This window comes from Mucilaginibacter sediminis (assembly GCF_051903035.1).
Lineage (GTDB): Bacteria > Bacteroidota > Bacteroidia > Sphingobacteriales > Sphingobacteriaceae > Mucilaginibacter.
The window spans coordinates 4109035-4122824 of record NZ_CP170602.1; the positions used below are offsets into that span (position 1 = coordinate 4109035).

Annotated in this window: 12 protein-coding genes; 4 read left to right on the top strand and 8 right to left on the bottom strand. The window is 44.9% G+C overall.

Features of this window, described 5'->3' with window-relative positions; all coding sequences use genetic code 11:
- The first annotated feature begins 73 nt into the window (after positions 1-73).
- Together ACFGVS_RS16745 and ACFGVS_RS16750 are read left to right on the top strand one after the other, a co-directional pair.
- Positions 74-1012: an SPFH domain-containing protein gene (locus ACFGVS_RS16745; RefSeq protein ID WP_090641020.1), complete on the top strand. Its 939-nt coding sequence runs from the start codon at positions 74-76 to the stop codon at positions 1010-1012.
- A 21-nt stretch (positions 1013-1033) separates the two neighbouring features.
- Complete coding sequence (locus tag ACFGVS_RS16750) at positions 1034-1585, top strand: DUF922 domain-containing protein (protein WP_439694810.1); 552 nt, start codon at positions 1034-1036, stop codon at positions 1583-1585.
- 91 nt (positions 1586-1676) lie between these two features.
- On the opposite strand, the gene ACFGVS_RS16755 is transcribed toward ACFGVS_RS16750, so the two are convergent.
- The 3 genes from ACFGVS_RS16755 to ACFGVS_RS16765 form a co-directional block, all read right to left on the bottom strand.
- A complete protein-coding gene (locus tag ACFGVS_RS16755; protein WP_439694811.1) occupies positions 1677-4133 on the bottom strand; it encodes a PIG-L family deacetylase in 2457 nt (818 codons plus the stop codon).
- 151 nt (positions 4134-4284) lie between these two features.
- On the bottom strand, positions 4285-4764 hold the full coding sequence (locus ACFGVS_RS16760; protein WP_090641014.1) for a nucleotidyltransferase: 480 nt from the start codon (positions 4762-4764) through the stop codon (positions 4285-4287).
- A 2-nt stretch (positions 4765-4766) separates the two neighbouring features.
- Positions 4767-4931 (bottom strand): hypothetical protein, encoded by a 165-nt coding sequence (locus ACFGVS_RS16765; RefSeq protein ID WP_274211364.1) that lies wholly within the window; start codon positions 4929-4931, stop codon positions 4767-4769.
- A gap of 186 nt (positions 4932-5117) precedes the next feature.
- Here ACFGVS_RS16765 and ACFGVS_RS16770 point away from each other — a divergent pair, with 186 nt between their 5' ends.
- Positions 5118-5315 (top strand): hypothetical protein, encoded by a 198-nt coding sequence (locus ACFGVS_RS16770; protein WP_090641012.1) that lies wholly within the window; start codon positions 5118-5120, stop codon positions 5313-5315.
- Positions 5316-5324: 9 nt separating this feature from the next.
- Positions 5325-5606, top strand: a complete 282-nt coding sequence (locus tag ACFGVS_RS16775) for a type II toxin-antitoxin system YafQ family toxin (RefSeq protein WP_090641010.1) — start codon at positions 5325-5327, stop codon at positions 5604-5606.
- Between the two features lie 7 nt (positions 5607-5613).
- On the opposite strand, the gene ACFGVS_RS16780 is transcribed toward ACFGVS_RS16775, so the two are convergent.
- The 5 genes from ACFGVS_RS16780 to ACFGVS_RS16800 form a co-directional block, all read right to left on the bottom strand.
- Positions 5614-6597: a glycoside hydrolase family 43 protein gene (locus ACFGVS_RS16780; RefSeq protein ID WP_439694812.1), complete on the bottom strand. Its 984-nt coding sequence runs from the start codon at positions 6595-6597 to the stop codon at positions 5614-5616.
- A gap of 115 nt (positions 6598-6712) precedes the next feature.
- Positions 6713-7720: a family 43 glycosylhydrolase gene (locus tag ACFGVS_RS16785; protein WP_439694813.1), complete on the bottom strand. Its 1008-nt coding sequence runs from the start codon at positions 7718-7720 to the stop codon at positions 6713-6715.
- 208 nt (positions 7721-7928) lie between these two features.
- On the bottom strand, positions 7929-9902 hold the full coding sequence (locus ACFGVS_RS16790; protein WP_439694814.1) for an alpha-L-arabinofuranosidase C-terminal domain-containing protein: 1974 nt from the start codon (positions 9900-9902) through the stop codon (positions 7929-7931).
- Positions 9903-10185: 283 nt separating this feature from the next.
- Complete coding sequence (locus ACFGVS_RS16795; protein ID WP_439694815.1) at positions 10186-11673, bottom strand: arabinan endo-1,5-alpha-L-arabinosidase; 1488 nt, start codon at positions 11671-11673, stop codon at positions 10186-10188.
- Positions 11674-11690: 17 nt separating this feature from the next.
- Positions 11691-13763, bottom strand: coding sequence for a hypothetical protein (locus ACFGVS_RS16800; protein WP_439694816.1), 2073 nt, complete (start codon positions 13761-13763; stop codon positions 11691-11693).
- Between the last annotated feature and the right edge of the window lie 27 nt (positions 13764-13790).

Consider the following 13790-nt stretch of genomic DNA (forward strand, 5'->3'; position numbering starts at 1 on the left):
AATAAGCTTTTTTATAAAAACAAATAGCACACCAATAATTTACCTATATTTATTTAATTAATAATAAGCCCTTATGACAGGTTCAATCATCACATTACTCATTGTATTTATTATTTTGGCAATCATATTATCATCCTTTGTGTCTGTAAAACAGGGCACAATAGTGGTAATTACCGTATTTGGCAAGTATCGCCGCATACTTACACCGGGGCTTAATTTTAAGCTGCCATTTATCGAAAACATTTACTCCAAAATCTCAATTCAGAACCGATCGGTGGAATTAGAATTCCAGGCGGTAACTTACGATCAGGCTAACGTTTACTTTAAGGCGATGCTGTTGTACTCGGTATTGGACCAGCAGGAAGAAACCATCAAAAACGTAGCTTTTAAATTTGTTGACGAACGCAACCTGATGCAGGCGCTTATCCGCACCGTTGAAGGTTCAATCCGTGCGTTTGTGGCCACCAAACGCCAGAGCGAGGTTTTGATACTGCGCCGCGATATTGTGGAGCATGTTAAGGAACAATTAGATGTGATACTGGAAGGGTGGGGCTACCACCTGCAGGATTTGCAGCTGAACGACATCACTTTTGATGACGTGATCATGAAATCGATGAGCCAGGTAGTTGCATCAAACAACCTGAAGGCCGCCGCCGAAAACGAAGGCCAGGCCCTGCTGATCACCAAAACCAAAGCTGCGGAAGCGGAGGGTAATGCCATCAAAATTTCGGCCCAGGCCGAGCGCGAGGCTGCACAGCTACGTGGCCAGGGTATAGCCTTATTCCGCGAGGAAGTTGCCCGTGGTATGACGGTTGCCGCCAAAGAAATGGCCGGTGCCAACATGGATACTTCGGTAATACTGTTTACCATGTGGACAGAATCTATCAAACACTTCTCTGAAAACTCAAAAGGGAACGTGATTTTCCTGGATGGATCTACCGATGCCATGCAGCATACATTAAAAGAAATGATGGCCTTAAACCTTTTACATACCGACGACGTCAAAAAGTGAAAGTTTTAAACCCTGCACTTAATGGAAGTACGATTAGTGAAGTTGATTGGCGCTGCCGCCATATGTTTAATGACGATGACTGCCAGAGCGCAGCAGTACCAACGTTATCATCCGCTAACTATTAATGATTTTTTAGGAACCCCGAGGCCAGATGCCCGTGGTGTTGTTGCATACACCAACTGTACCATCGATTTTAAATACGAGGCCAGTAACCGCAGCGGGTCGTATATCCTTACGGCAACCGTAAACCTGCTGCTCAATAACTACAAATCATGGCTCGACAGGAGCCGTGTAACATCGCAGGAGATGCTTTCTGAAATACTGAAGCACGAACAAGGCCACTACCTGATTGCTTACCTGGAGCAGCAGGAGATATTAAGGCAGATAGGCAAAACCCGTTTCAGCTACAATTACCGAAATGAAGCCATGGCTCTTTTTAACCGCATAGATGCCAAATACAAGCAGCTTAACTCCAATTACGACGACGACACCCAGCACATGACCAACCGCCAGCAACAACGCAGTTGGGATTTATACTTCCAAAAACGGCTGGAGTATGAACCGGAGGAGTAGTATTTAAGTTCGAAGTCTTAAGTAGAAAGTTCTAAGCCAAAAAATAAGAAATCCACCTTTAAATCAGGGCTTAAGACTTTCGACTTGAGACTCAATTCCCCGGTTTACTCAGTAAATTCACAAACAAACGATACGCCCCTGGCACCCCGGCTGGCAGTTCCCTGAAAAAAGCCAGCGAGGTATAAACAAACCTGCCCTTGCCATAGTCGCCAACTATGAGCGATCCATTAAGGGGCGATTCTCCTTTATCATTCATTTGCAAAATGGCTTTGTATTTGGGGTCGATATCGCTTACAAAATATAACCCGCGTTCCTGTATCCAGCCTTTAAAATCATCCTGGGTAATTTTGTTGGGGTAGTTGAGTAGGGGGTTCGGCTGATCTAAAACGGTTACAACCGCATCCTCATCTGTAACCCTTCTGTTAACTACGGTAAAGGGATACGGGCCAATTTGTTTGGTAACCAGGCCCGAGTTATTGTTGTATTGTACTACAAGGTTGCCACCATTTTTTACATACTCCATCAACTTAGGCTGCTCAAAAGCAAGGCGCTCGTTTACGTTGTAGGCGCGCACCCCGGTAATAATGGCATCATAGGTTGATAAATCGCCGTTCATGATCTCGTTTTCTGACAGCATGTGCACATCATAACCAACCTGGCGCAGCGCCTCGGGCATCAAATCGCCGGCACCGGCAATGTAGCCTAATTTTTTGCCTGCAGTTTTCAGGTCGAGGTTTACCAGCTTGGCTTCGGCCGCAGGGAACAGGGCAATTGCAGGCACATGATCATACCTTATTCTGCGTAATGCTAATGAATACGGCTTTCCGTTTGCCATCACAATAACCTGCAAGTCGGCAGTTTTTGGCTTATTATCGGCGGGTGCTACAGTAAAAGAAACCGTCCACTCATCGTTTTTATTTTTATCACTGAACTCAATTTTTTCCGGGCTTATTTTCCAGCCATCTACAGGTTTTATGCTGACGTTACCGCTGGCTACAGTAAAGCTTTTGAGTTTAACCTGGATGCTTTGCGGTTTCTGGCTGTTAAAAATGTAATCTTTCCCGTCGATATTAGCGGTAACCGGCGGTGTAATTTCTAATGGCTGATAAACTTCACCACGTACCGGGTCAACATATTTGTATACCAGGCGGCGTTCAAAGTTTACCGGTTTCCCTTCTATTATAAACTGAAAGCTTACTTTAAGCAGATCCGGATTTTCGGGGTTGCCGGCCATTGCATCATCAGGGATATTGTAGGTGCCTATCTTATGATCTGATGCTAACCAATAAGGCTGTGTTATTTTATCGGCTATAGTTGAACTTTCAAAACTTTGCTGCTGGTTGGCAGGGATAACTTTTGGCCCCAGGTCCAAAACATCGTTGCCAACGCCTATTTTATTGATCTTCACCTTATCATTATACCTGTTCACCACTGCCGATCGGATCTGGATCTTATCCCCTACCGCATAAGTGGCCTCGGTGGCATAAGCCTCAAACCACAAGCCTGCGCAGGCAGCTATTAAATCGCCCAGTTCTTTTGTCTTCTGGGTGCGCCAGTATACGTCTGATATCTTTTCAACCTTACCCAACAATGCCACCAATGGCGTTACCGATTTTTCGGGGGCTTCCACATCAAAATTCCGCCTGATAACTTTTATCGATTCGCCAATATCCGCGCCGTCTTTAACACGCTTCCAGCCGGTTTCTACCCCATCCATCAGGTCGGTTTGCGGGGCATCTCCCAAAATGGTTTTAAAATATTCAAACGACTCGCCCCTTTGCTTAGCCGAGCCAAAGCCCTGGGTTTTATGGTTGCTGCGGCTCTCGGCAGCTATTTCGCCATAGCTTTTGCCAAGGGTAGTGTTGTATACGCCTACATCAATCTTAAACTGGTCGGCGGCGGTGGTATTGGTACTGCCAAAGTTGAAGGTGTTCCACATCAGGCGTTTGGCCTGCCATGGTTTTACATATTTTAATTGCCCGGGATACCTGGCTGGGTCGGCAGCGGCGCTAAAAGCCTCCTGGGCCAATATAGCCGATGAGGTATGATGCCCGTGGCCACCTTCGCCTGTAGTAGGGAAACGGCAAATGATAACATCGGGCCTAAACTTGCGGATAACCCAAACTACATCGCCCAAAACTTTTTCTTTATCCCAAATTTTCAAAGTTTCTTCGGGCCCTTTGGAAAAACCAAAGTCGTTGGCACGGGTAAAAAACTGCTCAGCACCATCCACCTTTCTGGCGGCCAGCAGTTCCTGTGTACGAATAAGCCCCAGCAACTCGCTTTGCTCGTTACCTATTAAATTCTGTCCCCCATCACCACGCGTGACCGATAAATATCCCGTGCGGTAATGCTTTTCCTGCGCCAGGTATGCCAGCAGGCGGGTATTTTCATCATCGGGGTGGGCGGCTACGTACAATACGCTGCCCAAGGTATTTAGCTTTTTAAGATTTTGCTGAATAGTCCCGATATCCGTTGGCGGCGAAGTTTGGGCGGTTACACAGCTATAAAGGAATAATAAGGCTATAACAAAGGAGGTACGCTTCATGAAAACAAATATATTGAAAGATACCTATTTACAATTTTCTGTATCAATAATATAACATTAGGCCGACTTTTGGCACAAAGCGCAGTAGAATCGCTGGCGCTGCTTAATTTATTGGTATCGCACAGGCCCGATACCCCGGAGATAAACAAATTTAGATATCATCCCTTAATTTACGTATCTGTTCAAGCGCCAAAACATCGCTTTGATCTTTCGGCCTGTTAACCCGCTTTTTGTTGATTATCAGTTGATTGATATGCAGGAATGGTATTTTTACATTTTCAATATCGGCTACAGAAGCCATTTGCAGACATTCCTCAAAGCTGTATTGCTCCAGGCCCTTCATTTCGGTGAGTATATCAAGCCGGAGACTGTTGTTTAGGTGAAATTCAGTCCAGCCAGGCACAAATTGCATGGTTTCTATTATTGGATAATCACCCATATTACAGGCTATGAAAGCTTTACGTAAGGCTTGCCTGTTTTCTAAATTGTCGTTAATCCAAATATCCAGGTCACCTGTGAAACGCTGATAACCATGGAAATTTATAGCGTAGCCACCTATCAGAATATATTGCACATGGTAATCTTGCAGGGCTTTCCAGAAATTAACAATTTCCTCATCAAATACATCCACAATTATTTACTGATAAATGGTTTATGAGTTACTGAAGCTTTGCTGGCAGCTTGCTGTATTTTATATAAACGGGTAGCCATTTCAAAACGCTCTTTATAGCTTCGCTTTAAACCTTCTTTTAAAAGTTCTAATTCGGCCTGATCAAATGATTGCTTCACTTTTTCCATAACTTAAGCCATTAAATATTATCAAATTTAAGGAAAATACCGGTGAAAATAATTAACACAGGTATTTAAGCATAACGACTAAAGCTAAAGTGATTGCAAACTTGATCCGGCTTATAAAAATATGACATGTTTTTATTCAAGCTGATTACAATTAAGTAAATTTGTATTACATCCAAAAAGTTTGTTATGCAAATACTTGAAATAAATGTACCAGATAATAAAACCCGCCTTGTTAAGCAATTTTTAAAGGAACTTGGAGTGACTGTTAAAGTAAAAAAGCAATCCGGCATTCCAAATGCGGATACTATTGCCGCTATGGCGGAACTTAAAGCCGGAAAAGGACGGAAATACAAAAGCGTAGATGAATTGTTCGACAGTATCTGATCAAGGAAGATGTTTGAAATAGTTACTTCCACAAAATTCTTAAAAGATCTAAAACTGCTTAAAAAACGATCCGTTAAAGATTTACAATTATTGCAACAGGTTATTACTACGCTTGCTGAAAAAGGGCATAGCGGACTGTCAAAAAAACACAATGCCCATAAACTCAGCGGCGACTATAAGGGTTATTGGGAATGTCACGTAAAACCAGATCTGCTACTTATTTGGGATGAAAATGAACAAATAATGCTTCTTGAGTTGGTGCGCACAGGCACGCATTCCGATCTTTTTTAATCAAATCCTATTTAACCTTACTCACCCCCTCGCTTGTCATCACCACTCTTTTTATTGTACCATCTTTATTATAGTACAAATAATCGATACATACCGAGCGATGGAAGCTGCCGGCATCGGGCACCAGGGCGCCGTTATGGTATATAAAATAATCTTTGCCTTTAAAGTTGATGATAGCCTGGTGATTGGTGTTGGAGTTGCCGGCAATTTCGTTGATGATGCCTTTATAAACCCAGGGGCCATTGATATTGCGGCTCATGGCGTAGGCTATTTTCTCGGGAAACTCATAGGCGTATGAAAGATAATACCATCCATTACGTTCATGAATCCATGGCGCTTCGGTATAATGCGGCAGGGTAATGGTTTTAATTTCTCCGTCAAGTTCGGTCATGTTGGGTTTTAGCTTGGCATAATAGCAAATGCCGTTGCCCCAAAACAGGTAGGCCTGCCCGTTTTTACCAATAATAACCGATGGGTCGATGTCGTCCCAGGAGTGTTTAACGGCTTTGGTCATATCGTTGGTAACCAGGGCCGTTCCGCGGGCGTCTTTAAAGGGGCCGGTTGGGCTGTCGCTAACGCCTACACCAATGGCTTTGCCGTGTATGGTGGCGTGCTCAACAGCTACATACCAATAAAATTTGCCATTGCGCTCAATTACCTGCGATGCCCAGGCATCATCACGCGCCCAGGTAAAATCTTTTACATTCATTGGCGAAGGATGCTCCGTCCAGGTGACCATATCCGAAGATGAGAAGCACGTCCAATTATGCATTACGTAACCGTTGTGGTTGGTTGGCGCTTCGTCATGGCCGGTATACAGGTATACTTTACCTTTGTATACCATCGCAGCCGGATCGGCGGTAAATTCGTGGCGGATGATTGGGTTGCCATCGGTATGGATAATGGAATCCGATTTTACCGTTTGGGCTTTTACCGAAGCGAGGCAGCATAGTGTTAATGATAATGCAAGCAAGTATTTTGATGTTTTCATAATGTATTACATGAACCGTCATTGCGAGGCACGAAGCAATCCCAAACTATGTGGGACTTAGCTTATCGGGGATTGCTTCGTACCTCGCAATGACGCGACTTTTATTTCGAGTCTTTTACCGTCCCCCTATCACCGGCCATCCATTAACCCAGGTCAATTTTTTTAATTGCAGTTTGGATATGCCCCGGTCTGCTGCATCGTAGCCATGGTAAATAATATAATCATCACCATCAAAGTACGCAACGCCGTTATGGCCTACGCCATACCAGTTACTATCGCCTTCTAATAAAATACTGCCGCCGCCTTTGTTCATGGCCAGGCCGGTTTTATCAAGGTAAGGCCCTTTTAACATTTTTGAGCGGCCAATGATCATTTTATAAGTGCTCTTAGGTCCTTTGCAGCAGTAGTCTATCGATGCAAAAAGGTAAAAGTATTTATCGTGCCTGTAAATAAACGGGCCTTCAATGGCGTTACCACCGGCATCAACCGGGTTACCATCCACAGCGGGCAGGTTTTCGCTAACTGCTTTTCTGCGCGTTGCAATGGTTGGGATATTGTCTATGTTCTCGGCAATGCTCAGCCGGTCTTTATTGAGTTTTACAAGTTTTAATCCATCCCAAAATGAGCCGAAAGCCAAATAGGGCGCGCCATCTTTATCCGTAATTAAATTAGGGTCGATAGCATTCCAATTGGTTTTACCGGGGACAGATTGGATCACATTACCATGATCAACCCATTTATAAGCCGGATCATTAGGACGTAAAGTGGTATTGGTAGCCACGCCGATAGCCGAGGTATTTTTACCAAATGCCGATACCGAATAAAACAGGTAGTAAAGGCCGTTATAATACGAGATATCCGGTGCCCAGATATGACCTTTGAAACCGGGGATAGCATCAACAGCCCATTGTGGCGCACTGGCAAACACAGGCTGTTCATGCTTCCAATGCACCTTATCTGCAGATGACCACATGGATATCCCCATGCCGGTGCAAAAAATGTAATACGCGCTATCCTGCTTCATGATCACCGGATCATGCACCGATATCCCAGTTTTTAACTCCTGCGCATGGGCGACGATGCAGGAGGTTATCAGGAGGATGGCGATGATTAGTTTTTTCAAAATCAATTGTTTAACTGAAGTTTTACTCCCCGTCATTGCGAGGCACGAAGCAATCCCCTACATGCTTAGTCCCGCATAGTTCAGGATTGCTTCGTACCTCGCAATGACGGTAGTTTAGAACACTCATCTAACGATATCCGTTGCACATCATAACAATTCTCAGGTTTCATCCGATGGATACTCGCAATGACATAATCATAACAGGTATCTACTTATTCTTCAACCTGATTATCTTAAACGTATTAGCCTCCACGTTAACATTTACCAATTTGCCGCTTACCGCCATGGTGCCTTGTACCGGGCTTATTGCCGTTGGGTTATCCAACGAGTTTTCGTCGCTGCCTTTTTCGCTGTGCAGTGTTATTACAGTAGCTTTTTTCTGGTAGTTTCCGCCGTTTATTTTAAAGCTTACGTTTTGGGCAGTGGCGGCAGTATTTACAAATTTGATGATCAGCTCATTGGTGTTTTTATCCAAACTGGCGGTGGCATAACAGCCATCCTGCCCGGCAACCGACTCGTTGCCCAGCATCAGGGGTACCACATCGGTGCCTTTATTTAGCGAGAACAATTGTTGTACATAGTAATTTGGTGTACCGTAGCTTTTCAGGTTATCAAACCAGATCAAATCGGGGGTCCATTGCCAGCCGTCTACATGGGCAAAAAGCGGCGCGTATGATGCCATGTTAACAACATCGGCGTTACGCTCAAGGCCGGTCATAAAGGCTGCTTCGGCAAGGGCGCATTCCCAGGTATTTTTGTTTAGGGGGCTACCGGTTTGTACACTTTGTGCGGCATATTCGCCGGCAAATATTTTTGGCCCTTTGCGGTCATAATTATCATAACGGCGTGCATTGTCCCTAAACCATTTTGGCGATGCGTAATAATGCTCGTCCAATATGTCGGCACCCAGGCTGCGGAAAGTTTTGTTCAACAGATCAAACTCCGGCCCTTTAGGGAACGGGCCTAAGGCCGATACAATTTTTACATCGGGATATTTTTCTTTAATGGCTTTGGTAAATATTTTCCACCTGTCAATATATTGCGGGCCCCATTGCTCATTTCCCACACCAATCAATTTCAGGTTAAAAGGAGCCGGGTGACCAAGATCAGTACGGAGCTTGCCCCATTTGGTATTTACATCGCCATTGGCAAATTCAATAAGGTCAAGCGCATCCTGCAAATAAGGATCAAGCTGATCAAGCGGAACCATTTCGGATGTATTAAACTCGCAAGCCATACCACAATTCAGAATAGGCAGCGGCGATGCGCCAATATCTTCAGCCGTCATGAAATACTCCATAAAGCCCAGGCCAAATGTTTGGTAATAATCGGGCGCCGGACGATGCGCAAACTCGGTGTTCCAGCGGTTAATAATGTTGGTACGTTTATCAATATCGCCAATGCTTTTTTTCCATTGGTAGCGGGTATTTAGTTCGCGGCCTTCTACAATACATCCGCCCGGGAAGCGCAGGAAGCCAGGTTTAATATCGGCCAGTTTTTGCACCAGGTCGGCGCGTAAGCCTCCGGGCCTGTTTTTCCAGGTATGTTCAGGAAACAGGGAAATCATATCCAGGTCGATAACACCTTTGCCTGTTAGCCAAACATAAACCTTTGCTTTTTTAGCTGTGGCCGATGCCGTAAATTTTACGCTGTAACGGTTCCACTCCTTATCAGGCGCACTCAAATCGGCTTTGCCAATAATGGCGTCATTATCGCCATGCAGTTCTATATTCAGTTTTACGTTACTGTCGCCATTTTGCCTTGCCATTACCGAAAAGCTGTATGTTTCGCCTTCCTTAATACCGGTTCCACCGCGGAAGCCTTCATTTTCCAAACCGAATGATCCGGTTTCTGATGTTACATAAGCCTTTATAAAGTGCGGGTTTTCCGGCCTTTCTGTCGCGCGGTTAATTACTTCTATCCGGCCGTCGCCGCCGTCTTTTTTATGATCGTCCCAGGCCATCATCGGCATGTTAAACTCAAACGACCGGTTTTTTATTAATTCGGCATAAACACCGCCATCAGCAGCCTGGTTAATATCTTCAAAAAAGATACCGTACATGGTTTTTTGTATGGGCGTTTTAATTTTATCGGCCTGTATGGTATAAACCCGTGGCGTTTGCGCTTGTGCAGATAAAAGCATGCCTGCACCGCAAAAAGTAAAAAAAGCTTTCCTGATCATTGTTGGTTTGTATTGGTACGCTAAAACTACAAAAAAATATTAATAAGTGTAATTTTCACAATCATTATTTAAAAAAATAAAAAAATGTCATTTCGAGTTTTAAAATCCACGGATTCTGACGGAGGAAATGACATTCAAAAATAAAAGACTGTCATCCTAAGGCACGAAGGAACTATTCGTGAACTTTTCTATCGGTTATGAATGGCTGATAGATCCTTCGTACCTCAGGATGACAGGAAAATTGGACAAGCGAGAATGACTATATCCTACAACTTGTTACTGTTTATCTCTTCTTCCCCCAAACAGCCGTGCCTATATTATCCAGCCCGGTAAATATCAAGGTTGATGATACTTTGTTTTCCCAGTCGCGTTCGCGTTCAACTTTTAATTTGTAGGTGGCGCCGGCAGCGTATTTTAGGGTGATGTATGGCGAGGCATAAGTCCAGGTATCAGTGGCGCTGCCATCTATGGTACCGGCGGCATCCAGTTTAAATGTAGTAGCTACCTGGAAATCGGGATTGGTTTGCTCGGTTCCGTAGCCAGGTACAATATGGTAACCTAAAGTTATCTTCTCGTAAGTACCCACGACATCGGCATTAGCAATAGCTGTTTGGGCAACATTGGCATAACGCTCCGGCGAAACCACCGGCCAGCCATCAGGTGTCCATGATATTTTGCGAACATGAAGGTCCATGAAATAGGAGTTAACGCCCGGCCTGCCCTGGTGTGCCATAAAATATTGCCCGCTGCCATCATCAAATACCGCGCAATGCCCGGTTCCCTGCCAGCCGCCATGGCCGTTAAACTGGTATGGGGCCAAAATCATTGGCCCATGATCAACATTGGTATTGATATCTTGTCCGTTATAATCATAAAACGGACCGGTTGGGCTATCGCCCCTGCCTACCCTAACGTTGTATTTGGTTTGCAGCCAATCGTAACTGATAAACAGGAAATATTTTTTCAGGTCGGGGTTATAAATCACCTCGGCACCTTCAATGTTGCCATTGTATTTGCCGCCTGTAAAACCGCGGTTGGCAATCCGTTTGCCTTTATCGCCGGGTGATGCCGCAAGGCCGGTTGAAGCATCCAGCTTTAAAATATAGATACCATCCCATGCCGAACCGTAATACATATACTGCTCGCCTGCGGTTGTGGTTACCACCGTTGGATCGATAGCGTTGGTTTGAATGGATGCATCATTGGCCGATGTTACCACTACCCCCTTCTCGGTCCATGGCCCCTCGGGCGATGTGGCGGTTGCCATACCGATAACACTTAACCGCGCTACTGCCGATGAGAGGGAATAATACAGGCGATACTCAGATCCTACCTTCATTACATAAGGTGCCCACAACGAGTTGAACGGGGTGCCGCCTTTACCGGTAATGTATGCCGAACCCTGCGCAGGTAAAGATGAAAATACCCAACCCACATATTCCCACTGCACCAGATCTTTCGACCGGCGGATTTGCAGGCCCGAACGGACATCGATCCCAAAACCAACATCGGTACTGTAGCAATAATAGTAATCGCCAAATTTTTTGATGGATGGATCGTGTACATTGTATACCGTCCATTTTGGGTAATAAGTAAAAGCCGAGATATCGGCATAAGTATCCGTTATGGAATTGATATCAAAAGCTGCCGGCGTTACCGGTGTTGTAGTTGTATCCGTTTTGGTTGGCGTAGGCGTGTCCTTTTTTGAGCAGGATATCATTACTGTTGCCAGCCCTGTTATCGCCAATAGGTATTTTGCTTTCTTCATCATGCTATTTCCCGGTTTTGTTATTGTTTAATGTTCAGTTCAAATAGTGTTACGCTTAAAGGCCCGGAGCTAAGTGCCTGACCGGCATTTTTAACTGCCGATGGTATAATACTTACAGTTGGTTTAGCTCCCGGCACATTGATGGCTTTTAAATCAGTACCTGCTATAGTCCATTTTTGCCCGTCGGCAGCAATGTTTATATTTTTATATAGTATATGCAGTGTTTGTATTTGCCTTGTTGGATTAACCACCGCGATGGTTATTTTCTTGCCATCGTTAGTCAGCGCGGCCATTACATCTAATGGATAAGTGCTGCTGCCTGATGACGTGGCGGGCCTGTCGGCACCGGTGGTACCGGCAACCTGGGGCTGATTGGCGTTGCCGCTTACCATTACCGGGATACTGCCAAAATGATCGGCATATAGTTTAATAACGAGGCCGTTGGGCTGCATGGCGCTTGCAGTCGCGTTGTACAACAAACCCAGCGGCGCGCTTGTTGATGTATAGGCCGACATTTTGATAATATCGGTATGCCGGGCTATCTCATTAAAGCCTTCTGCGGTTGCCAGTGCGTCTTCCAGTCCCCAGCCATCTTTCATACGCCATTCGTCCATCGCCATCAGGATGTTCCGGCTTTTTACTTCGGGAATGGTATTCACGTATTGTTCAAAAGCTTCGGCCGCGCCTTTGATGCGGTTGGGCAGGCGCCTGATGCGTTGCGGCAATGAATCGTTCACGTGATCAAACCGCTGCGTTTTTTCGTTGTAGGCCGAATCGGATATGGGGTATAAATGTTCGGCTATAAAATTCATGTACCGGGCATCGCGGGCCAGCAAATTGCCCGACCAATCCTGTTCCGAGCCGTAGCTATATGGCACATGTGCAATTTCGGGGTGGCTAACGTATACCGATGTCGCGCCCATTTCAAATGGTGATGCACCGGATGCCACCAGGATTATTGATGGATCTTGCTTTTTCATTTCCCGGGCAAAAACCTCGTGTTTAATCACGTAGTATTTTATAGGCATGTGGCCCAGTTGCCACTCGCCATACATCTCGTTACCTATACCCCACCATTTTACATTATAGGGTTGCGTATGCCCGTTTTGAGCCCTTAGTTTACCCATCGGTGTTGATGCAGATCCATTAACATATTGTACCCATTGAGCAGCTGAATATGCCTCGCCAAAACCGGCATTTACGCCAATGTAGGGCACCACACTCAGTAACTTGCAAAGGGCCATATATTCATCTGTACCCACATCGTTTGATTCCATGGCGCTCCAGGCGTAATCATATTTGGGGGCGCGTTTGTCCCTGTCGCCAATACCATTGCGCCAGTCGTAACCGGATGATGCATTACCGCCCCAGCGGATGATGCCCAAATTCATTGACTTTAAATCCCGTAAAATATCCGCCCTGAAACCTTGCACGTTATCGGCAGGCATTAAAGAAACCGCGCCAATATTAAAGGAACCATTACCCTTTGCCCATACTTCAAAAGTGGCTTTGCCTGTAGTAGCCCTAAACTTAAAGGAGTATTTATGAAACCCGTTATCTATCACCGGGAGGGCAATGTTCAGGTTACCTAAGTTATCATCAGCAATAACATCAATGTTAATTATTGTGCCTTTTTTGGCTTTTACAATTATGTAACCTGCATAAGCCTTATTCTTTAAAAAGGTGAGCCCGCCTTGCTGTATACCATGCGTTGATTTATTGTCCATAACAACCTTAACCGAATGCTCGCCGGTATAGGCGTTCGCGCTATCCATTTTTACAAATGCATCGGGGCCAAGCGGTTTCCATCGGCCTAAATAATTACGGGAGTTGCCAGGGATTAATTTTTCATTTGAATTTACCGGGTAAAAAAATTTCCGGTCGCCCAGCATTTCGGCCCACAGGCCGCCTTCAAAATAATTAAACAGCAATTCAATAAACTGCCCGTATACCAATTTTGATATTACCGGCCCTTTATGGCCCGCATCAATGGTAACATCAACAACAGCTTCCTTTTGATTTACGGATTGCGCATTAACCCGTTGCTGAAACGCGAGGCATATGCAAGTTATAAAGCAAAGTTTTTTTATCACCGCAAAAATTTTATTTGGAGTTAAATA

Excerpts from the sequence above, each read along its gene's own strand:
- ACFGVS_RS16765 (WP_274211364.1), bottom strand. The coding sequence starts at position 4,931 with ATGGAAAAAGTGAAGCAATCATTTGATCAGGCCGAATTAGAACTTTTA.
- ACFGVS_RS16755 (WP_439694811.1), bottom strand. The coding sequence starts at position 4,133 with ATGAAGCGTACCTCCTTTGTTATAGCCTTATTATTCCTTTATAGCTGT.
- ACFGVS_RS16770 (WP_090641012.1), top strand. The coding sequence starts at position 5,118 with ATGCAAATACTTGAAATAAATGTACCAGATAATAAAACCCGCCTTGTT.
- ACFGVS_RS16750 (WP_439694810.1), top strand. The coding sequence starts at position 1,034 with ATGGAAGTACGATTAGTGAAGTTGATTGGCGCTGCCGCCATATGTTTA.
- ACFGVS_RS16790 (WP_439694814.1), bottom strand. The coding sequence starts at position 9,902 with ATGATCAGGAAAGCTTTTTTTACTTTTTGCGGTGCAGGCATGCTTTTA.
- ACFGVS_RS16795 (WP_439694815.1), bottom strand. The coding sequence starts at position 11,673 with ATGATGAAGAAAGCAAAATACCTATTGGCGATAACAGGGCTGGCAACA.
- ACFGVS_RS16780 (WP_439694812.1), bottom strand. The coding sequence starts at position 6,597 with ATGAAAACATCAAAATACTTGCTTGCATTATCATTAACACTATGCTGC.
- ACFGVS_RS16775 (WP_090641010.1), top strand. The coding sequence starts at position 5,325 with ATGTTTGAAATAGTTACTTCCACAAAATTCTTAAAAGATCTAAAACTG.
- ACFGVS_RS16745 (WP_090641020.1), top strand. The coding sequence starts at position 74 with ATGACAGGTTCAATCATCACATTACTCATTGTATTTATTATTTTGGCA.